The organism is Chryseobacterium sp. S90 (assembly GCF_047444895.1).
Classification (GTDB): Bacteria; Bacteroidota; Bacteroidia; order Flavobacteriales; family Weeksellaceae; genus Chryseobacterium.
On the sequence record NZ_JBLGCX010000004.1, the window covers coordinates 218,409 to 240,913 of the forward strand.

14 protein-coding genes are annotated in these 22,505 nt (G+C 38.3%); 12 read left to right on the forward strand and 2 right to left on the reverse strand.

Annotated features, from left to right (window positions below):
• Positions 1–41: 41 nt before the first annotated feature.
• Positions 42–461 (reverse strand): OsmC family protein, encoded by a 420-nt coding sequence (locus tag ACLMCG_RS13070; RefSeq protein WP_002982623.1) that lies wholly within the window; start codon positions 459–461, stop codon positions 42–44.
• Between the two features lie 86 nt (positions 462–547).
• Complete coding sequence (locus tag ACLMCG_RS13075) at positions 548–1,414, reverse strand: helix-turn-helix domain-containing protein (RefSeq protein WP_223598381.1); 867 nt, start codon at positions 1,412–1,414, stop codon at positions 548–550.
• A 201-nt stretch (positions 1,415–1,615) separates the two neighbouring features.
• Between ACLMCG_RS13075 and ACLMCG_RS13080 the strand changes: the two genes are divergently transcribed.
• The 12 genes from ACLMCG_RS13080 to ACLMCG_RS13135 all read left to right on the forward strand — a co-directional run bounded on the left by ACLMCG_RS13080 (position 1,616) and on the right by ACLMCG_RS13135 (position 22,323).
• Positions 1,616–2,494: an AraC family transcriptional regulator gene (locus ACLMCG_RS13080; protein WP_223598382.1), complete on the forward strand. Its 879-nt coding sequence runs from the start codon at positions 1,616–1,618 to the stop codon at positions 2,492–2,494.
• A 387-nt stretch (positions 2,495–2,881) separates the two neighbouring features.
• On the forward strand, positions 2,882–5,845 hold the full coding sequence (locus ACLMCG_RS13085) for a SusC/RagA family TonB-linked outer membrane protein (protein WP_413959855.1): 2,964 nt from the start codon (positions 2,882–2,884) through the stop codon (positions 5,843–5,845).
• A 10-nt stretch (positions 5,846–5,855) separates the two neighbouring features.
• Positions 5,856–7,478 carry a SusD/RagB family nutrient-binding outer membrane lipoprotein gene (locus tag ACLMCG_RS13090; protein WP_413959856.1) on the forward strand — a complete coding sequence of 541 codons (1,623 nt, stop codon included), beginning with the start codon at positions 5,856–5,858 and terminating at the stop codon, positions 7,476–7,478.
• Positions 7,479–7,653: 175 nt separating this feature from the next.
• Positions 7,654–8,955: an MFS transporter gene (locus ACLMCG_RS13095; protein ID WP_413959857.1), complete on the forward strand. Its 1,302-nt coding sequence runs from the start codon at positions 7,654–7,656 to the stop codon at positions 8,953–8,955.
• A gap of 30 nt (positions 8,956–8,985) precedes the next feature.
• Positions 8,986–9,957: a glycosidase gene (locus tag ACLMCG_RS13100; protein WP_413959858.1), complete on the forward strand. Its 972-nt coding sequence runs from the start codon at positions 8,986–8,988 to the stop codon at positions 9,955–9,957.
• A 128-nt stretch (positions 9,958–10,085) separates the two neighbouring features.
• Positions 10,086–12,317: a GH92 family glycosyl hydrolase gene (locus tag ACLMCG_RS13105; protein WP_413959859.1), complete on the forward strand. Its 2,232-nt coding sequence runs from the start codon at positions 10,086–10,088 to the stop codon at positions 12,315–12,317.
• 31 nt (positions 12,318–12,348) lie between these two features.
• The gene (locus ACLMCG_RS13110) at positions 12,349–13,776 is read left to right on the forward strand and encodes a glycoside hydrolase family 125 protein (RefSeq protein ID WP_413959860.1); all 1,428 of its coding nucleotides are present in this window, start codon (positions 12,349–12,351) and stop codon (positions 13,774–13,776) included.
• A 108-nt stretch (positions 13,777–13,884) separates the two neighbouring features.
• On the forward strand, positions 13,885–16,038 hold the full coding sequence (locus ACLMCG_RS13115; protein ID WP_413959861.1) for an endo-beta-N-acetylglucosaminidase H: 2,154 nt from the start codon (positions 13,885–13,887) through the stop codon (positions 16,036–16,038).
• A gap of 58 nt (positions 16,039–16,096) precedes the next feature.
• Positions 16,097–18,505 (forward strand): endo-beta-N-acetylglucosaminidase H, encoded by a 2,409-nt coding sequence (locus ACLMCG_RS13120; RefSeq protein WP_413959862.1) that lies wholly within the window; start codon positions 16,097–16,099, stop codon positions 18,503–18,505.
• Positions 18,506–18,635: 130 nt separating this feature from the next.
• A complete protein-coding gene (locus tag ACLMCG_RS13125; RefSeq protein WP_413959863.1) occupies positions 18,636–19,496 on the forward strand; it encodes an ROK family protein in 861 nt (286 codons plus the stop codon).
• 23 nt (positions 19,497–19,519) lie between these two features.
• Positions 19,520–21,802 carry a GH92 family glycosyl hydrolase gene (locus tag ACLMCG_RS13130; protein ID WP_413959864.1) on the forward strand — a complete coding sequence of 761 codons (2,283 nt, stop codon included), beginning with the start codon at positions 19,520–19,522 and terminating at the stop codon, positions 21,800–21,802.
• A 23-nt stretch (positions 21,803–21,825) separates the two neighbouring features.
• A complete protein-coding gene (locus ACLMCG_RS13135) occupies positions 21,826–22,323 on the forward strand; it encodes a phosphoheptose isomerase (protein WP_413959865.1) in 498 nt (165 codons plus the stop codon).
• Positions 22,324–22,505: the final 182 nt, after the last annotated feature.

Genomic DNA, 22,505 nt, shown 5'->3' on the forward strand with positions numbered 1-22,505 from the left:
GGCTAAAGCCCGTTCCTATTGATGTTGAATGAAAGCTTAGTTTAATTTTCCAAAGTAGCATTCAATGTAATTTCAAAGTTGAATGCTGCACTTACCGGACATCCTTCTTCAGCAATTTTAGCAAACTTCTGGAATTCTTCTTCAGAAATTCCCGGAACTTTTGCCGTTAAAGTCAACTCAGATTTTGTAATCTTTCCGATATTTGGGTCAAGAGTGATTACAGAAGTTGTTTTTAACTCTTCAGGGTTGTATCCTGCCTGTGAAAGCTCTGCATCTAGTTTCATCGTGAAACATCCGGCATGAGCTGCTGCCAGTAATTCTTCAGGGTTAGTCCCCACACCATCTGCGAAACGGCTGTTGAAAGAATATTGAGTTTGGTTTAAAGTTGTACTCTGAGTAGTTAAGTGTCCTTTTCCTTCTTTGATGGTACCGTTCCAAACGGCTGTTGCGTTACGTCTCATAATGTTTGTTTTTGTATTTAATGTTGTTTGATTTTGATGATACAAAGATATATCTGTGGAATGGCATATTCAATAGATAAAAAGACTTAAATATTGTACTTTTTTCCTGAGGAGTAATTTTTCTTAAAATTAGCCGGTGTATTTCCTGTTTTGTTGGTGAAAAGCCGGTTGAAATAGGCGGGATCTTCATAGCCCAGATCATAAGCAATTTCTTTTACAGGCTTATCCGTATAAAATAGTAACCTTTTTGCTTCTAATAAAATTCTGTTGATGATAAACTGATTGGGAGAATCCAGATTTAAATTTTTAAACTTATGCGTTAAGGTTTTCGGGGCAATGTGAAGCAGATCTGCATAATCTGCAACATTATGTTTTTCTCTGAAATGAATTTCCAGATGTCTGCTGAAATCTCTGAAAATATCCAGCTCATTACCTGGTATTCTGAGAGTTTCATTATCTAAATTCTGTTTTTTCCATTTTCGGGTGGCCCGGATGATGATCTGTTTTACATACGTTCTGATCATTTCTTCGGCAGAGGAATCTTTCCATTCAAGTTCATCTTTAATATTCTGAAAAAGATCTTTTATAAGATTTGTTTCGGAAGGATCTAGTTCTACAAAGGGAATTTCAAATACATTATGAAAAAGAAGACCATCACAGGCTACTTCCTTATCATGAATCTGAATGCAGTAAAAATCACGGTTGTAAAAAAGAAGAATAGATTCATCTTTACCTTTTTGTATGCTTAGATGCTGGTTAGTCAGGAAAAAGAGTGAAGGTTTCTTTGTTTTATAATGATTAAAGTCTACCGTAAGTTCGTATCCTGAAGGAATGAAAAATACTTTGATATCAGTTCTGAAATGGTTCCCGTTAAAATTCTCCAGATTTTCTCCTGAAAATATTTCCAGTCCGAGTCTTTTATAGTGATCTTCAAAAATAAGCTGTTGGGGCATACTTTAACTTTAGTTTAAAGATACAAAAAAGCATGATTTGAACTGTATTAAATTATTGAAACCCAAATTTCTGATGTCTGACATATAAAATTTGGAATAAAATAAATCGGAAATATGTTTTTACATTGATATTATTTTATCATTTTTACAAAGATTTGTACTGCGACCTATATTATTAACCCTTTTTTCATAACTCCCTGTATGAGCGAATTAGAAAATATTCTGAGAGAAATAACTCCACTATCTCCTGAGGATAGTTTTCTCGTGTTTGACAGGATTAAAGCATCATTCGACTTTCCGTATCACTATCATCCGGAAATTGAAATCAACTTCATCTACAAAGGGAAAGGTTACCGCAGAATGGTAGGAGATCACACCGGAGAAATCGGGAATATAGAACTGGTATTGGTAGGCCCAAATTTACCACATTGTTGGGCGAATTACAGATGCAAAAACAGGAAAACCCACGAAATTACGATACAATTTAATCAGGATTTCTTTCAGCAGTCGCTCATGGAGAAAAATATTCTGAAGCCCATCAACAATCTGATGAAAGATTCTATCAGAGGGATTCTTTTTTCTTCTGAAACCGCTGAAAAACTAAAAGATTCGTTTCTCAACCTGTCAAAGATGAACAGTTTTGAATCTTTCATAGAAATTATGAAGATTCTGAATGAACTGGCAGTGGCAGAAAACAAAACACTTTTGTCATCATATAGTATTGAGCTTGAAACCTTTGCTGATAATGATAAAATGAAGATTATCCACGACTTTGTTCATAAAAATTTTGAAAATAAGATTACGCTGGATAAAGTGGCTTCTATGGTGAATATGAGTAATGTAACATTCAACAGATTCATTAAAAAAAGAACAGGAAAAACTTTCATTAATTATCTTAATGAGATAAGAATCAGCTATGCTGCACGCTGGCTGATGGAAAAAAACCTTACTGTTTTTGAAATTGCTTTTGAAGCAGGCTTTAACAATATTGCCAACTTTAATAAGGTATTTAAATCAATCAAAAAGACAACTCCAACTGAATTTAAGGAGCAATTTAAAGGAGTGAAAAAAATTGAATAATGTACTTTTGAAATTCACTTTTTTTGTATAGTCAGCTCAAAATAAAATAAAAATCCGGGTATTCATATCTGGGTTTATTATTGTTAAAAACGATGATAAATCCTCTTTTTTTGATTGATTTTAAAATGGTGTATTTTATTGATATGTAATGGTTTAATTGGTTTTAAATAAAATTGCTGAAAAAATAATATCGTTTTATGATAAAATAGTATTATATCAGACTGGCTACAAAATTTAGATTTGTGAATGTGAATTAAATCTTAACAAAACTTTAAATAATTTAATACATAAACGGCAAATTTTTGCTGAAAAAACAATAATTTTTTTTGTATTGAAAATTAAAGTAATGTCACTGATTCTCAATTAAATCTAACGAATCTAAACCTTATGAGAAAAGCAGTTATACCTGTTCTGTTCGTTTTTTCACTTTCTGCAAATGCACAGGAGAAAAAATCGGCCGACACTACGAAGACAAACAGTATTGAGGAGGTCGTAGTCACCTCTTTGGGGATAAAAAGGCAGGCCCGCTCTTTGACGTATTCCAGTCAGCAGATTGGTGGGGATGAGCTTACAGAAGTGAAAACTCCCAATCTATTAAATTCGATCAATGGAAAAGTTTCTAACGTACAGATCAACAGAACCAATGGTGTAGGTAGCTCCGTAAGGGTGATCATGAGAGGAAATAAGTCTGTATCAAACAGCCAGCCATTGTATGTAGTGGATGGAATTCCTATCATCAATGGAACAGGAAAATCTACAGATATAAGTCAATATGCTAATATGCCGGATCCTGGTGATGTATTGAGTTCTATCAATCCGGATGATATTGAAAGTATTAACTTCCTTAAAGGAGCGTCCGCATCCGCATTATACGGTTCCGCAGGTGGAAACGGAGCTATCCTGATTACTACAAGAAAAGGGAAAATAGGGAAGAGCTCTATCTCTTACAGCACAAGCTTAACGGCAGAAAGAGCTTATAGTCTGCCAAAACTGCAACACAGTTATTTATCTTATGACCCATCAGATCCTACTCAATCTCCAGGAAATAATATTGAGAGCTGGGGGGCAAAAGGTGCTTCAAAAGACTATCTTAAAGATTTTCTTCAAACCGGAACAACATGGGTAAACAGTCTTTCTTTCCAATCTGGAAACGAAAAATCAACCAACTATTTTTCCATTGGAAATACTACCAATAAAGGGGTGATCCCAATGTCTTATTTTGATCAGTATAATGTCTCTTTTAGAAACTCAAGTAAGTTTCTGGATGATAAACTGACATTGGATGCTAACTTCATTGGCTCCCTGCAGGACAGTAAAAACAGACAAACACCAGGAGCTTCTTTTTCTCCTTTGACAAGTTTATACTGGTTGCCAAGAGGAGTAGATTTTGATCAATATGGACCTGACAATTATTCTTTCATAGATAAAAAAAGACTTTTACCTGCACAAAATTGGTGGGAGGTAAAGCCGGACGGAAGTTTCAAAGGAAATCCGGAAACTCAAAACCCATATTGGATTTTAAACAGAAACCCGGTTACTGTTAAAAATAAAAATGCATACAGCGCCGTTTCATTATCTTATCAGATCAATCCATGGTTGACTGCACGGGTAAGAGGAAACTATAGCTGGAATAGTTCAGACAGCCAGCGTGATATTTCTGCTTACTCAGCGCCTTCTTTATTGGCTGTGCAACAAGGAATTAATGGAAGAATGCTTAAAAATGTCTATGAAAATTCATCTACCTATGGTGACGTTTTGTTGATTGGTAGTCCAAAATTAAGCGAATCAATTTCTTTAGACTTTACTGTTGGAGGAAGTGTGAATACGACGAGCAATAAAGTAACGCAAATTGATAATGCTTATCTGTCCATTCCTAATTTGTTTGCAATAAACAACCTGCAATGGAATGTAGACCGAAGCCCGGGAGATGGATATCATAATAACTACTGGAATTTGAAAAAACAGGTGCGATCGGTTTTTGCAAGTGCTTCAGTAGGATATAAGAATATGTTTTATGTAGATATGACCTTTAGAAATGACTGGGATTCTACTTTAGCATTAACAGGAAGAAGCGGATTTGATTATGAGTCTGTAGGAGCTAATGCAATCTTATCATCTATCTTTAAACTTCCGGAAGTGATCAATTTCTGGAAAGTAAGAGGGTCTTATGCAACTGTTGGTTTAGGATTGCCAGCCAATATTTCTAATGCGATGGTAGCCTATTATAATGCATATTCTTATGGAGTAGATGCGGGAAGTATTGTATATCCAAAAAGTTCATTCGTAACCAGCCGACCAGATCTTATTCCACGCCCGGAACTTAATAAAACTTTTGAGGCAGGAACTGAGCTGAGAATGTTTAGCAACAGATTAAATTTTGATCTTACCTATTATAACTCTAATGCCAGCAATCAATTGCTGGAGACTACTATAGGCTCTAACTTTGGAGGGATTCCATCAGGGTCATATTATATTAATGCAGGTAAAATACGCAATACAGGTTTTGAAGCCTCTTTGTCATACAAAGTTTTTGGTACAGAAAAGTTTGGTTGGACAACTACAGTGAATGCCTCAGCGAACAAAAATACAATTGTTGAATTATTTCCATCAGGTTTATCTATACCCGAAAGCCAGCTTTTCTCATTAACTGGAGGAGGAGATTTTACAAAACTGAGACTGGGAGGGTCTTTTGGAGACCTTTATGGGGTTAAATTCAAAAGAGATGATCAGGGACGTATTTTAGTAGATGAAAATGGAGTTCCATTAGCTACTACAGGTGATCCTCAATATTTGGGTAATCCAAACCCTAAGTTTATTCTAGGTTTTAATAACTCTTTTAATATTGGTAAACTGGGAATATCTTTCCTTATTGATGGTAAATTCGGAGGTAAAGTATTGTCTCTTACAGAAAAAGCAAATGATTTATATGGAGTAAGCCAGGCGACTGCTGATGCAAGAGATGCTGGTGGAGTATCTATTCCAAATGCGGTATATGCCCCAGGAACACCTTTAGCAGGGCAGGCTTATAACGGAGTTACTGATTCAAAAGCATATTATAAAAGAACAGGTGGTGCCGGTGGTATGGGAACAGGAATTGACGAAGCCTATATGTACAGTGCAACAACTGTACGTTTACGTCAGGCATCTATTTCATATAGCTTTGATATCCAATCGAAATATATGAGAAATGCGACAGTGAGTTTAGTAGGAACCAATTTATTCTTCTTTTACAAAAAAGCACCGTTTGATCCGGAGCAGGTATCAGGAAATACACCTGGTGGGGTAGGAGTTGATTCATTTGGACTTCCGGTTACCCGATCAATAGGACTATCATTAAAGGCTAACTTCTAATTTAACGAAAATGAAATTCAATAATATTAAAACACTGGTATTGGGTGCAGCAGTCTTAATGGCTGCTTCCGGATGCAGTGATCTAGATCAGTATAACCAGGAAAAGCTGGGGAATCCTGAAAACATGTACGCAGATTATAACGCGGTTGTTAATCCTTTAAAATCTCTTCAAAGAGGTCTTCAGTCAGATTATCAGCTGTATCCCAATCTAAGTGCAGATATGTTTAGTGGTATGTTCAGTACAGCAACCCCGTTTAATGGCGGCAAGAACAATATGACCTATTTTATGATGGATGGATGGAATAACAGGATTATTGCCAGACAACAGGATATTTTCAACTATTCTATCATCATCGATAATGCTGCTAAAAATTTCTATCCTGGAATAGACTTTACAGGGACATTTGCTGTTAAAAAGATTTTAAAGGTAATCACTGCAGCAAGAGTATCAGATAATCACGGTCCGGTAGTATACAGTAAATATGAAACACCCAATGCAAATGGGGTAACTGATTTTGATTCTCAGCAGCAAGCCTATCAAAATTTTATCAATGATCTTACTGTAGCTATTACGGACTTACAAAAAGTTCAGAATATGCCTGCTACAGGAAATGAAGGTGACAAAGCTGCATTAAAAAGAGCTGACCTTGTGTACGGCGGAAATATGGCTCAGTGGGCAAAACTTGCCAACTCACTAAAACTGAGATTAGCGATGAGAATGAGTTATGCTGATCCGGCGAAATCTAAACAATATGCTGAAGAGGCATTAGCTTCATCTGCAGGATTGATCACTGACAATGCAGATAACGCTTTAATAAGTGTAGGACAATCAGAATTGAGTTTTATCATTTATTCTTGGGGAGACTGTTTGATCGGGGCACCTTTGATGGCTTATATGAACGGATATAATGACCCAAGACTTCCGGCATATGCAATTCCTGCATCTGATCCAAGCTTGCAGGGAAAATACATAGGAATACGTCAGGGAATTGATTTATTAAATGGTAAATCAACATATGGAGGATTTTCACAACCACAGGCAAAATCTGCCAACGGAGATTACTTTTCCGGTACTGATGGTAAAATGAAATTATTCACTGCTGCAGAAACATGGTTCCTGAAAGCTGAAGCTGCTTTGAGAGGATATGCAGGGGCTGGAGATATTCAAACTAACTATACAACAGGAGTTCAGCAGTCTTTTGGAGAATGGGGGAAAAGTGCGAATGTTGCTGCTTATCTTGCCGATAATACTTCTACTGAAGCGCCTTATCTTGATCCGAAAAATGCAGACAATAACGTACTTGCTGGAAACCCTCAGTTAAGTACCATTACGATCGCATGGAATAACGGAGATACCAACGAAAGAAAGTTAGAAAGAATTATTACCCAGAAATGGCTTTCTCTTTATCCGAACGGACCGGAAGCATGGGCTGAGCAGAGAAGAACAGGATATCCGGTTCTTTTCAAAGTAAGAAAAAATGACAGTGGCGGAGCCATCAGTACAGAAGCAATGATCAGAAGAATTCCTTTCACTATTGATACCAAAACTTCACTTTATAATTACCAGCAGGCGGCACAAATGCTTAACGGACCTGATACCGGAGGCACTAAGCTATGGTGGGATAAGAAATAAAAAAATATTCAGAATCACTCATCAGTAAAGAGACATCTCAAGATCAGATTTTATTTGATACATTCATTGAGGCGGGAGAATAAAGTAGAATCTCCAAAAAATTTATAGTTTCGTTTTTTTTAGCCTGAATGAATCCTTGAGATGTTCTCTTTTATTTAGAATCTTATTTTCAAATATGGGAAAAAACAACTCCGGAACCCGTCGGATCCAGCCAATTCTTTGGATTTCAACATTATATTTTGCAATGGGTGTTCCCTTTGTAACCATTAATGCGGTTTCAGGAATCATGTATAAAGATATGGGCGTTTCAGATTCACAGATTACATTCTGGACAGCCCTTATCCTGTTCTCCTGGACATTAAAACCACTTTGGAGTCCATTCCTGGAGATCTATAAAACAAAAAAATTCTTTGTTGTTTCTACTCAGTTTGCCATAGGAATTCTGTTTGCATTAGTAGCTTTAAGTCTGCCAATGCATGATTTTTTCAAATACAGTATTGCACTTTTTGCAGTAATAGCATTTTGCGGAGCTACCCATGATGTGGTAGCAGACGGAACGTATATTGGTTTTCTTACCAATAAAGAGCAGGCCAAATATATCGGCTGGCAGGGTGCTTTTTACAATCTGGCGAAGATTATCAGCAGCGGAGCGCTCGTTTATTTTGCAGGTGTTTTAGAAAAAACAAAAGGAGTTACCAATGCCTGGATGATTATTATGGTGATCTATGCACTATTGTTTTTTGTATTGGCTATTTATCATTATTTCATTCTTCCAAAAGAGAATAAAGAAAAACCTAAAGATGAGAAAACTGCCGGAAATGTTCGTAAAGAACTATTGGAAGTTATCACCTCTTTCTTTACCAAAAAGAAGATTTTATGGTGTATCCTTTTCATTATTCTGTATCGTTTTGCAGAAGGATTTGCGATCAAAATTGCTCCTTTATTTTTTAAAGCTCCAAGAACTTCAGGAGGATTGGGACTTTCCACGTCTGACATCGGACTTGTCTATGGAACTTACGGTTCTGGTGCATTCATTTTAGGTTCTGTACTGGCAGGATATTTTATCTCAGCCCGCGGACTTAAGAGATCTTTGATATGGCTGTGTTCTGCATTCAATATTCCATTTGTGGTATATGCACTACTCGCTTATTATCAGCCATCAGATCTTTTGCCTGTTGGAATTGCAGTGGTAGTGGAGTATTTCGGATATGGATTTGGTTTTGTAGGGTTGATGCTCTACATGATGCAGCAGATTGCTCCCGGAAAACACAAAACCGCTCACTACGCATTTGCAACAGGAATTATGAACCTAGGGGTGATGATTCCGGGAATGTTCAGCGGAATGATCAGTGACTGGATTGGATACAAAATGTTCTTTATCTGGGTGTTGATTGCTACCATTCCTGCATTTTTAGTCACTCTATTCGTTCCTTTCCCTCATCCTGAAAATCAGAAAGAACAACAAATCAATTCATAATAATTAAAAATAAAAAGTAAAAAATACTTTATGACAGCTCAATCAGTAATGATCCCCTGGCAGGATCGCCCGGAAGATTGCAATGATATCATGTGGAGGTTTTCCGAAAACCCGATCATTAACAGATATGCGATACCAACATCCAACAGTATATTCAACAGTGCAGTAATTCCTTTTGAGGATGGGTTTGCCGGAGTGTTCCGCTGTGATAATAAAGCAGTACAGATGAATATTTTTGCTGGTTTCAGTAAAGACGGAATCAATTGGGATATCAACCATGATCCTATTGAAATGAAGGCAGGAAATACAGACATGATTGAATCCGATTACAAATACGATCCCCGCGTAACATTCATAGAAGACCGTTACTGGATCACATGGTGCAACGGATATAATGGTCCTACCATCGGAATTGGGTATACATTTGATTTTAAAGAATTTTTTCAGTGCGAAAATGCCTTTCTTCCCTTCAACAGAAACGGAGTTTTGTTCCCTGAGAAAATCAATGGTAAATATGCCATGTTGAGCCGTCCGAGTGATAACGGGCATACTCCTTTCGGAGACATTTATATCAGCTATAGCCCTGATATGAAGTACTGGGGAGAACACCGTTGCGTGATGAAAGTAACTCCTTTTGAGGACAGTGCATGGCAGTGTACAAAGATCGGAGGAGGGCCGGTTCCGATCAAAACAGAAGAAGGATGGCTGCTTTTCTATCATGGAGTGATCAATACCTGCAGAGGATTCAGATATTCAATGGGAGCAGCTTTGCTTGATCTTGAAGATCCTACAAAAGTATTGTACAGAACGAAACCTTATCTGTTGGCGCCGGCAGAATTGTATGAACTGACAGGAGATGTACCGAATGTGGTTTTCCCTTGTGCAGCATTGACTGAAGGAGACAAAGTAACAGTATATTACGGTGCTGCTGATACTGTAGTTGCTATTGCCTTTGGATATATCTCAGAAATTATTGATTTTATGAAAAAGAATTCAATTTAATACAGTAATATAAAGTTTAGGAAAATAGGTTAATCATCTTAATTTTCCCTTTTACTGGGAATTTTATAATGGTTTTCCTATTTTTAAACCAACTTTTAAACAAAAAAATCTCCGATACCTCTCTTATCATGAAAAAAGAACTGCTAATCTGCTTTTTTACCACTCTGATGTCTGTAGCCAGTGCCCAGCAAAATAAAAACGATGTTTTATCCTGGGTTGACCCTTTCATAGGGACAGGAGGCCATGGGCATACATTTCCGGGGGCAACTACGCCATTCGGAATGATACAGCTGAGTCCGGATCAGAATACGAAAAGCGGCGACTGGGACTGGTGTTCCGGATACCACTACAGCAGTAAAACGATCATGGGATTCAGCCATAACCATTTGAGTGGAACAGGATGGGCAGACCTGGGAGATATTCTGGTAATGCCAACGGTGGGACAGGTGAAAATGGTTCCGGGATCTGAAGAAAAGCCAGAGACAGGTTACCGTTCAAAATTTACACACGATAAAGAAGTGGCATCTCCGGGATATTATTCCGTAATGCTGGACAGCTATGGAATCAAAGCAGAGCTTACTGCTTCACCAAGAGTCGGATTCCACAAATATACTTTTCCAAAGAGTAGTGAAGCCAATATCATTATTGATCCTACCAATAAAATCTTCGGAAATATCTACCATACTTTAGTGAGTGTGGAAGGCAATAATAAAATCAAAGGGTACTGCTACAGCAATGGCTGGGGAGGTAAACGGTTTGCTTACTTCGTGATGGAGTTTTCCAAACCGTTTAAGTCTTACGGCGTGTATGCTGACGGAAAAATCAAAAATGATGAAAAAATTGCCCTCGCTAAAGACGCTAAAGCATTCGTAAGATTCTCAACAGAAGACCAGGAAAGCATTGAAGTAAAAGTATCTTTATCTCCGGTGAGTACAGAAAACGCACAGGAAAATTTCGATACCGAAGCAAAAAATATTGACTTTGCAAAAGCAAAAGAAACGGCCCAAAAAACCTGGGGAGAACTTATCGGAAGATTCCAGGTAACAGGAGGTACAGACAGCCAGAGAAAAATTTTCTACACAGGCGTTTACCATACATTCATTGCACCCAACCTTTATATGGATGTGAATGGAGATTATGTTGCCGCTCAGGAAAACATGAATACCAAATGGTTCACGAACTACAGTACTTATTCGTATTGGGATGGATTCAGAGCAACGCACCCGCTTTTGACCATTATGGATCAGAAACATACAAAAGAATTTGCCAACTCTCTGATCAGCAGATATACAGATCGTAAAGATCACATGCCGATCTGGGAGCTTTGTGGATATGATAATTTCTGTATGCTGGGCTATCACAGTGCTTCGGTAATCTGGGATGCTATTTCAAAAGGAGTTCCAGGTATTGATGCCGAGAAAGCATTTGCTGCCATGAAAGATGCTTCTTTAACAGATAAAATGAGCAGCAGCGACGGTGGCGGTGGTCTTAATGATTATATCAAACTAGGCTACACCCCATCAGAAAACGGAGCTTCTGTTTCGGCAACACTGGAATATTCATATGATGACTGGTGTATTCAACAGCTTGCTGAAAAATTAGGTAAAAAAGAAGAATCGGAAGTATATAAAAAACGTTCTATGAACTTCCTGAATACCTTCAATAAAGAAAATAATCACTTCTGGCCAAGACAAAAAGACGGGAAATTCTTAGCAGATTTCAAGCTTAACGATTGGAAAAAACTCCAGCCACACTGGGTTTCCGGAAATATCTGGGCCTATGATTTCTTTGTTCCGCATCAGATTGATGAAATGATGAATCTGTATGGAGGAAAAAAAGGATTTGAAGAAAAACTGGATAAAACCTTTACAGAAGCGCTTCATATGGAAGGAGAACAACATGTTGATATCTCTGGATTTATTGGATCTTTGGGATTTGGTGATGAGCCGGGACACCATGTTCCATATCTGTACAACTATGCAGGAAGTCCTTATAAGACTCAGAAAATGGTAAAATATATCCGCGACAATATGTACGCCGCTAAACCTGATGGAATCGTTAACAATGAAGACTGCGGTCAAATGTCAGCATGGTATATCTTCTCATCATTAGGATTCTATCCTGTGACACCGGGAAAACCTGTTTATGCTATCGGAGCACCACAATTCCCGAAAGCTTCTTTAAAGCTGGAGAACGGGAAAATTTTCACCGTGATTGCAGACAAAATATCTGACAAGAATATCTATGTACAGAAAATGTTCCTGAACGGAAAAGAATACAAAAGCTGGGAACTGAATCACAGCGATATCATGAACGGTGGTGAATTGAGATTCGTAATGGGGAGCAAACCTGTAAAATAAGACTCATAAAAATAAACGAAACAAAGTATCAATGGAAAGGAGAAATTTTATTAAAACAAGTGCACTGGCAGGAGCCGGATTGCTGTTTACTCAGAATGTTTTTGCTAAAAATTTAGTACTGGACGATTTTCCTGTTGTCCGTGTTCCTAAAGAGAAAAGACATTTTACCAGCGAATCCGTAGAAAATGCTATCGCTGCTTTTAAAAAGAAAGTTAAAAACAAAGAACTCAGCTGGCTCTTTGAAAACAGCTTTCCGAATACATTAGATACTACTGTTTTCTATAGTGAAGCCAACGGAACACCTGATACTTACGTAATCACAGGAGATATTGATGCGATGTGGCTTCGTGACAGTTCTGCACAGGTTTTTCCTTATCTGCAGTTCTCTAAAAAAGATGAAAAGCTTCACAAACTGATCTCAGGAGTAATCCACAAACAGACTACTTTCATCTTGAAAGATCCTTATGCAAACGCTTTCTATAACGATGACCAGAAGATCAGTAAATGGAAAGAATATGACCATACCGATATGAAACCGGGAACTCATGAAAGAAAATGGGAAATCGACTCTCTGTGTTATCCTATCCGTCTGGCCTACCACTTCTGGAAAACAACAGGAGACACAAAACCTTTCGATGCCAACTGGCTGAAAGGAATTAAACTTACTCTGCAGACTTTCACAGAACAGCAGAGAAAAAATGATCTGGGACCTTACAAATTTGAACGTACAACAGCGTGGGCAACAGATGGAGTTCCTATGGGAGGATATGGTTATCCGACAAAACCGGTGGGCCTTATCAGCTCTATGTTCCGTCCAAGTGATGATGCTACTATTTATGGATTCCTGATTCCATCTAACTTATTTGCTGTCGTAAGTTTACGTCAGGCAGCGGAAATGGTTTCTCAGATTAAAAACGAAAAAACGTTGGCTCAACAGCTGAACAGCCTTGCTGATGAGGTAGATGCAGCCATCAAAAAATACGGAATTTACAATCATCCTGAATTTGGAAAAATCTATGCTTTTGAAGTAAATGGCTTTGGAAGCTACAACCTGATGGATGATGCGAACTGTCCAAGTTTGCTGGGACTGCCTTATCTGGATGCGGTGAAAGCTGATGACCCTGTATATTTGAATACAAGAAAATTTGTGTGGTCAGAAAACAATCCGTTCTTCTTCAAAGGTAAACTGGCAGAAGGGATAGGAGGTCCACATATAGGACTTGACATGATCTGGCCAATGAGTATCATCATGAAGGCACTTACTACAAAAGATAAAAGTGAGATCAGATGGTGTATAGATACCTTGCAGAAAACGCACGGAGGAACAGGCTTTATGCATGAATCCTTCCATAAAGACGATGCCAAAAAATTCACCAGAGAATGGTTTGCATGGGCGAATACGTTATTCGGTGAATTGTTATGGAAAACCTTTAACGAAAACCCTGAGCTACTGACATAGCCCTCCCTTTTATATGGCTTATTTATCTAAGGTACTTTCCTGAAAAGAAGGTATCAGGGGAAAGCTATATAAAATTCAGACACCAAAGCACCTTAAAAAAATTATACAATGAAAAAAAAATCCATCCTTACCGCACTGATGGCAGTGATGCTTCAGTCAGGTTCTCTGATTAACGCACAGCAGCTTAATCCTACAGGGATTTGCTATGTGGAAGTGAATAACAACAACCTGCTGAATGCAGGAGCGTACAAACTGCAGACATCGAACAGCTACCTGTTCAATGTGGTGAATATTTTTGCGGCTAATATTAATTATGATACCAGCCGTGGAAGAGCTTATCTGTATTCCAATAATAATGTTACGAAAGTGCTTACCAATGCGGATACTTACATAAAGCCCCTTCAGCAGAAAGGAATGAAAGTAGTCCTGACTATTTTAGGAAACCACCAGGGAGCAGGAATCTGTAATTTTCCTACCCGTGAAGCAGCAAAAGATTTTGCACTACAGCTTGCCAATACAGTGAACACCTACGGTCTTGATGGAATTGATTTTGATGACGAATATTCAGAATACGGAAATAACGGAACAGGACAGCCTAATGACAGCTCTTTTGTAATGCTTGTTCAGGAGCTTAGAGCATTATTGCCGAATAAGATTATTTCATTCTATTATTATGGCCCTGCCGCTTCAAGACTTTCCTGGAACGGGACCAGAGTAGGAGACAACGTCAATTACAGCTGGAATGCGATGTACGGAACATTCTCTGCACCCAATGTACCTCCTCTTACCAAAGCACAAATCTCTCCGGCAGCTGTATGGATGGGAAACACTTCCAATTCTACAACAACCAGCCTGGCTACCCAAACTAAAAATGGAGGTTATGGAGTATTTATGTGGTATGATCTTCACGGAACCAATGAAACATCACAACTTTCAGCAGGAACTCAAACATTATACGGAGAACCGACCGTTTTAAGCGGTACTTTACAGTCATGGACACAAGGTACGAACTGTGATGCGCCTATCGGCCTGTACACAAGCAATCTTACCGGAACAAGCGCAAAACTGAACTGGTCAGCCGTAGGAACCAATACCTATGATATTGATTATAAGCCGGCTTCTTCAACAACATGGACGAACGCCGTATCTGCAACGAGCGCTACTTCTGTAAATGTTTCAGGCTTAACAGCCAATACTGAATATGATTGGAGAATCAGAACCAACTGCAGCGTGAAAAGTGCTTACATGTTTGCACCAAGATTTACCAGTACCTCAGGAACAACCCCTACAGGTTCTTATGCATTATCTCTGGATGGAAGCACTGAATCAGGGGCTGCCGGAAGCATGAACTTGAGCGGTTCTGCATTATCTTTTGAAGGCTGGATCAAACCTTCGTCCTTCAAGTCTGCTTCTCCTTATATTTCTTCTATCATGGGAACAGAAGTAAGCGACAGTAATTCTGCATTCTTACGATTAGGAGATGCCAGCCTGGCCAATAATAAGCTTCAGTTTGTAGTAAGTATTAATAATGTTCAGCAAAAACTGGCTTCCGCAACTGCTTTGAATGCCAATACCTGGTATCATGTTGCAGCAACATATGACGGTGCCAATATGAAAATTTATATCAACGGTGTTCTGGATGCAACTAAAGCACAAACCGGAAGTGTAAATTCATCCGGAGCGTTCAACGTAGGCTATCTATACAATACTTCCCGAAATTTCAATGGCAAAATAGACGAAGTAAGAGTTTGGAAACGTGCATTGAGCCAGACGGAAATCAGTCAGAATATGTGTAATGTATCGGTTCCGGCAACATCATTGGCTGCCTATTGGAAATTTAACGAAGGAAGTGGTTCTACTGTTCAGGATACATCAGGAAACGGAGTGACTTTAACCTTAACAGGTGTTGATGCTTCCAATTGGGGAACAGATCTGCCATGTGCAACAGGAAGTTCATTATTGGCAAGAAATGCTTCAAGCCAAAAGGCAATAAGTGCAGGACAGACCAATATTAAAAATCAAATCAAATTGTATCCGAATCCGGTAAGTAAATCTTCATCACTTACAGTTTCTGTTCCGGATGAATACAGCAAAGGGAAATTAACGGTTTATGATTTTAATGGAAGAATCGTAGACACAAAATCACTTAATTCCGGAGATAATCAAATTGAATTGACAAGACTTTCAGCAGGAAGCTATATTGTTCAGTTTGAATCTCATGACGGAAGTTTAAAACAATCCGAAAAACTAATTGTAAAATAACAAAACCAGTCATTGGGCTTCGGCCCAATGATTTTTTCTACTACAAAATTGATATACTATGAGAAAAAAATCCTTTTTTATTCCCTTAATGACACTTATGCTCCAGACTGCTCCTCTGCTCAAAGCACAGCAGCTTGATCCTTTAGGAGTCTGCTATGTGGAAGTGAACAACAATAATATGCTGAATGCAGGTTCTTATACTTTGCAGAATACCAACAGACAACTTTTTGACGTTGCGATTATTTTTGCAGCCAATATCAACTATGATGTTTCTAAAAACCGTGCTTATATCTCAAATAATAACAATGTCACTAAAGTTCTGAATGATGTCAATACCTATGTGAAACCTTTACAGCAAAAAGGAATAAAAGTACTTCTGGATCTTTTAGGAAACCATCAGGGAGCGGGGATTTCTAACTTCCCTAATCGTGAGGCGGCAAAAGATTTCGCTTTACAGGTAGCTCACACTGTTTACACTTACGGACTGGATGGAGTAGACCTTGATGATGAATATGCAGGCTACGGAAATAACGGAACAGGACAGCCAAATAACAGTTCTTTTGTAATGCTTTTGCAGGAATTGAAAACAGCAATGCCAGATAAACTGATTACATTCTATTATTATGGACCCGCTACCACAAGACAAACTTACAACGGAGATCTGGCCGGAAATTATATCGATTACACCTGGAATGCAATGTACAGTACATACAATGCACCTGTAGTTCCTCCTCTTAATAAATCCAAAATCTCAGCTGCTGCTACATGGATTCAAAATTCGAATCCAAGCTCAACTTCTGCAACCACATTAGCAAACTTAGCGACCAATACAAAGAATGACCAATACGGCGTTTTCATGTGGTATGACCTGGCAGGAACAAATGTTGCCAGCTATCTGAGTACAGGTTCCAATATCCTTTACAACGAAAATACGCTCTTAAGCGGTCAGTTATATTCATGGTCTCAGGGGCAAACCTGCGATCCGCCATTGGGACTGGATGTTTCCAATGTAACAGGAACTTCAGCAAAACTGAACTGGACTTCCAATGCAACCCAGTCTTATAATATTGATTACAAACCAGCTAATTCAACGGTATGGACGAACGTTGCCAACAATTATTCAGGAAATAATATTGTCATCAACAACCTTACCTTGAATACCAATTACGATTGGAGAATCCAGTCTAACTGTTCACCGACATTAACAAGTACTTATATTTTTGCACCAAGGTTTAACTCCGGAAGTGGCTGCACTACGCCATCAGGATTAACTTCCGGAAGTTTCCTTGGTAATACTGCCCAACTGTCATGGGATGCAGGAAATGCAACTTCATATACATTACAGTATAAAACTACTGCAGCCACAACATGGTCTGAAATCCCGAATATTACCACGAATTCCTATTCATTACAGAACCTGACACCTAATACAAACTATGTATGGAAAGTGCAGGCAGGGTGTGCTGGAGGAACTACAAGTACCTATTCAGGAGAAGGATCATTCAACAGCGGTTTTGCTCCTGTTACAAGTCCTGGTGCAAGATCTCTTTCTTTCAACGGAAGCACACACTATCTGAATGCAGGCCAATTTAACCTGAGTGGAAATGCGATGACATTTGAAGGATGGGTAAAAGTAAATGCCTTCAAAACAGGATTCCCTTATATTTCATCAGTAATGGGTATTGAAGTGGGAGATAATAACTCGGCTATGCTTAGATTTGGAGACGGAAATCTGGCTAATAATAAACTTCAGTTTATTTTGAGTTTTGGTTCCTCTCAGGTGAAGCTTAACAGTAATACAGCATTTAATACCAATACATGGTACCATATTGCAGCCACTTATGATGGTGCAGCGATGAAAATTTATGTCAATGGAAACCTGGATGCAAGTTCAGCAGTGACGGGTAATTTCAATGCCAACGGTATTCTTTATCTGGGTAGAAATTATGATAATTCCCGTACAATCAACGGATTCCTGGATGAATTCAGAGTTTGGAAAAGAGCCTTGACTCCTCAGGAAATATTAAGTAACAACTGTAATGTTCCAGCCAACTCCACAGGTCTTGAAGCCAACTGGAAAATGGATGAAGGAAGTGGTTTAGGTGCATTAGATGCTACAGCAAATACTCACTTTGCAACCCTGATCAATATGACAGATGCGAACTGGAGAACAGATGTTGCCTGTGCTTCATCTCTTGCCGTGAAAGATATTGAATCTGTAAAAGAGAGCAGCGCTGTCTATCCGAATCCTGTGAAAAGAGGAAATGATATTCATTTCACCATCAGCGATAACTCTGCAAGTGAAGTGGCATTGTATGATGCTTCAGGAAAATTGTTCAAAAAACAGAGTATTAATCAAAATAATAACGCAGTCAATACACAGGATTTAATCAGTGGTACTTATATTTACAAAATTACATCCTCAAACAGTAAAGTACTATCGACTGGTAAAATAATTGTAAAGTAAGATTCAGATAATGAAATAGTTATCAGAATTAATAATATAAAGTCTGAAATACAAAGCAGACAGACAGGTGATGTATTCCTGTTTGTCTGTTTTTTCAGTCAAAGGATGTTTGAATTTAAAATAATAAATAATGCAGAATATAGTAGGAATAGATATCGGAGGATCACATATCACGCTGGCTCAGGTAGATCCGGAAAAACGCGAAATCATTTCATCCACCTATGTAAGAGAACATGTAGATGCTTTTGAAAACAAAGAAGTTATTTTCTCCGCATGGGTTTCGGCAATTCATAAAGTGGCCCATGATCTGGTAAAAGAAGATCTTTTAATTGGGGTTGCAATGCCAGGACCTTTCGATTATGAAAATGGAATATCATTGATGCAGCAGGGGAAATTCATTGATATCTATCAGGTAAATATCAAAGAAGAGCTGGCCAAAAGATTGTCTGTTTCTCAGGCACAGATTCATTTTGTAAATGATGCGGCAGCTTTCATGGAAGGTGAAGTATTCGGTGGATGCGCTCAGGGATTCAACAAAATTTTTGGAGTGACACTCGGGACAGGATTGGGAACAACCTTCTTCAATGGAGAATTTGCTACCGATGAAGACTTATGGGATTCCCCTTTTAAAAACTCTATCAGTGAAGATTATCTGGCAACACGATGGTTTGTGAATCGTTATAAAGAACTCACCGGAGAAGAAATTTCGGGGACTAAAGATTTGTTAGATAAACCAGCAGAAATACAAACCCAAATATTTGATGAATATGCAGATTCTTTCTCTGAATTTATTGTGAAATATGTAGATCATTACAAACCGGAAGTTTTAGTTATAGGGGGTAATATTGCGAAGGCATACCCTTATTTTGAACAAAGATTTATTCAGAATTTAATAAAGAATAATATTAACTTGCAGGTTAAAATTTCCGCTATATTTGAAGATGCAGCCATTCTTGGAGCGGCCAGCTATGCATTAAAAAAGCTTATATAAATTAACAAACGAAACGAGATACAATGAAGTTTATATTTTCTACTTGCTTACTGCTGTTACAGGCGTGGGCCCTGGGTCAGAACCTATCTCCCGTAGATTATGTGAATCCTTTAATGGGAACGCAGTCCAAGCCTTCCTTATCCAACGGAAATACTTATCCGGCAGTCGGACTTCCATGGGGAATGAATATCTGGACGCCGCAGACCGGTAAAATGGGTGATGGATGGGCCTATACCTACGATGCAGATAAAATAAAAGGATTTAAACAAACGCATCAGCCTTCTCCCTGGATGAATGATTACGGCGCATTTGCCATCATGCCGGGAGTAGGAAAAGTGAAATTTAAAGAAGACGAAAGAGCGAGCTGGTTCAGTCACAAAGCTGAGGTTACAACTCCTTATTTCTATAGTGTATACCTTGCGGACATCAATGTAACTACAGAATTTACACCTACAGAAAGAGCTTCCTATTTTAAATTTGATTTTCCCAAGACAGACAGTGCTTACATCGTCGTAGATGCTTTGAACAAAGGTTCTTACATCAAAATTTTACCTAAAGAAAGAAAAATTATTGGGTATACCACAAAATATTCTACCGGGAAATATGATAATTTTAAAAACTATTTCGTCGTTCAGTTTGATAAAGATTTTGAACTGACAAAAACCTGGAAAAATGATAAACTGGTTAATGACCAATTAGAAATTACCAGCGATCATACAGGAGCTGTCGTAGGTTTTAAGCTTAAAAATAAAGAAACGGTTTATGCAAAAATAGCCTCGTCATTCATCAGTTTTGAACAGGCAGAACTGAATCTGAAAAGAGAAATCGGAACCAGAAATTTTGAACAGGTAAAAACCGATGCTAAAAATATCTGGAACAAGACATTAGGCAAAATAGACGTAAAAGGAGGTACAGATCAGCAGATGAGAACCTTTTACTCCTCTTTGTACAGAACTTTATTCTTCCCACAGAGACTATATGAAGTGGATGCTCAGAATAAAATAAAACACTGGAGTCCTTATAACGGTAAAATTGCAGACGGAAAAATGTTTGCAGGAACCGGATTCTGGGATACTTTCCGTGCTTTGTACCCTTTCCTGAACCTTGTTTACCCAAGCATCAATGTAGAAATGCAGGAAGGATTGGCTAATGCTTACAAAGAAGGCGGATTCTTACCGGAATGGAGCAGCCCGGGATATTCTGATATTATGATCGGAAACAATTCTGCATCAGTAGTGGCAGATGCTTATATCAAAGGACTTCGCGGATACGATACGGAAGCTCTTTGGCAGGCGGTAAAACACGGAGCGAATAACGAAGGTCCTATAGAAGCAGTAGGCCGTGCAGGAGTAAAGTATTATAATGAATTGGGTTATGTTCCTTACGATGTGAAAATCAATGAAAATGCGGCAAGAACATTAGAGTATGCTTATGACGATTTTTCAATTTATCAGCTAGGAAAAGCATTGGGGAAACCCGCTTCAGAAATTGATATTTATAAGAAGAGAGCTTATAATTATAAAAATGTCTTTGATAAGGAAACAGGTTTGATGCGTGGTAAAAATAAAGACGGGAACTTCCAGAAACCTTTCAATCCTTTCAAATGGGGAGATGCGTTTACGGAAGGAAACAGCTGGCATTATACATGGTCAGTTTTTCAGGATATTGATGGTCTTGCAGAAATGATGGGTGGAAAAAAGAAATTTGAAGCTAAATTAGATGAGGTTTTCTCATTGCCACCGGTTTTTGATGACAGCTATTATGGAGGTGTTATCCATGAGATCAGAGAAATGCAGATCATGAATATGGGTCAGTATGCCCACGGAAACCAGCCTATTCAGCACATGATTTATCTGTACAATTATGCAGGAGCGCCTTACAAAACACAATATTGGGCAAGACAAGTAATGAATAAACTGTATCATGCAACTCCTGATGGATATTGCGGTGACGAAGATAACGGACAGACTTCTGCATGGTATATTTTCTCAGCCCTTGGGTTTTATCCCGTAACGCCGGCAACAGATCAGTATGTGTTGGGAGCACCATTATTTAAAGAAGCAACTATTTATCTTGAAAATGGTAAGAAAATTGAAATAAAAGCTCCGGAAAATAATTCCGAAAATCTATATGTAAAATCGCTGAATGTAAACCAACAGCCTTATTTCAAAAACTGGTTGAGCCATAAAGAGTTGATGAAAGGAGCTGTGTTAGACTTTAAAATGGATAACAAACCAAATAAAGAAAGAGGTTCACAGGAAAAAGATTTTCCATATTCAATGTCAAAAGAAGAATCAAATAAATAATTTTAATTTAAAAATATAGCTGTATGAGTACAGAAAAAAAAGAACTATTCGATAGAGTAGAGAACATGCTGCAGACACAAGGTTTTACTATTGCAGCTAAAGATGATACAAGACCATGGGGTGGTTTTTTTGTAATTGATGAAACACAGGCGCAGGATTTTGCCAACCAGTATTTTGATGGGATTGATGTAGACAACTTGAGAATAGGAGGGAAGCTAAGCCCAAAAATTCTTATCGTGGCTCCGGAAGCAAGATTAAGCTGGCAGTATCACCACAGAAGAGCCGAAATCTGGCAGGTAGTGGAAGGAACTGTAGGAATCAAAAGAAGTAATACCGATGAAGAAGGAGAATTAGGAGAATATGGACCAAAAGATCAGGTAAAACTTCAGCAGGGGGAAAGACACAGATTAATTGGTCTTACAGGCTGGGGAATTGTAGCCGAAATCTGGCAGCACACCGATGCGTCCAATCCTTCCGATGAAGATGATATCGTAAGAGTACAGGATGACTTTGGAAGATAAATAAAAAGAATCGGCTTCAATATCGAAGCCGATTCTTTTTATTAGTAAGGAATCTTGAGGCTGGAAGAAGGAAGTTCCTGTAGGTTTACGTAACTTTTAGATTTCCTCCGTTACTACTGATGAATTTCAGAGAACATATATCAGTAAGGTATCCCCAATAAGAAATTCACCGACTAATAGTA

Bases quoted from the DNA above. Each gene is read 5' to 3' on its own strand.
- ACLMCG_RS13130 (WP_413959864.1), top strand. From the start codon at position 19,520: ATGAAGTTTATATTTTCTACTTGCTTACTGCTGTTACAGGCGTGGGCC.
- ACLMCG_RS13090 (WP_413959856.1), top strand. From the start codon at position 5,856: ATGAAATTCAATAATATTAAAACACTGGTATTGGGTGCAGCAGTCTTA.
- ACLMCG_RS13135 (WP_413959865.1), top strand. From the start codon at position 21,826: ATGAGTACAGAAAAAAAAGAACTATTCGATAGAGTAGAGAACATGCTG.
- ACLMCG_RS13100 (WP_413959858.1), top strand. From the start codon at position 8,986: ATGACAGCTCAATCAGTAATGATCCCCTGGCAGGATCGCCCGGAAGAT.
- ACLMCG_RS13120 (WP_413959862.1), top strand. From the start codon at position 16,097: ATGAGAAAAAAATCCTTTTTTATTCCCTTAATGACACTTATGCTCCAG.
- ACLMCG_RS13105 (WP_413959859.1), top strand. From the start codon at position 10,086: ATGAAAAAAGAACTGCTAATCTGCTTTTTTACCACTCTGATGTCTGTA.
- ACLMCG_RS13075 (WP_223598381.1), bottom strand. From the start codon at position 1,414: ATGCCCCAACAGCTTATTTTTGAAGATCACTATAAAAGACTCGGACTG.
- ACLMCG_RS13080 (WP_223598382.1), top strand. From the start codon at position 1,616: ATGAGCGAATTAGAAAATATTCTGAGAGAAATAACTCCACTATCTCCT.
- ACLMCG_RS13070 (WP_002982623.1), bottom strand. From the start codon at position 461: ATGAGACGTAACGCAACAGCCGTTTGGAACGGTACCATCAAAGAAGGA.
- ACLMCG_RS13125 (WP_413959863.1), top strand. From the start codon at position 18,636: ATGCAGAATATAGTAGGAATAGATATCGGAGGATCACATATCACGCTG.
- ACLMCG_RS13085 (WP_413959855.1), top strand. From the start codon at position 2,882: ATGAGAAAAGCAGTTATACCTGTTCTGTTCGTTTTTTCACTTTCTGCA.
- ACLMCG_RS13095 (WP_413959857.1), top strand. From the start codon at position 7,654: ATGGGAAAAAACAACTCCGGAACCCGTCGGATCCAGCCAATTCTTTGG.
- ACLMCG_RS13110 (WP_413959860.1), top strand. From the start codon at position 12,349: ATGGAAAGGAGAAATTTTATTAAAACAAGTGCACTGGCAGGAGCCGGA.
- ACLMCG_RS13115 (WP_413959861.1), top strand. From the start codon at position 13,885: ATGAAAAAAAAATCCATCCTTACCGCACTGATGGCAGTGATGCTTCAG.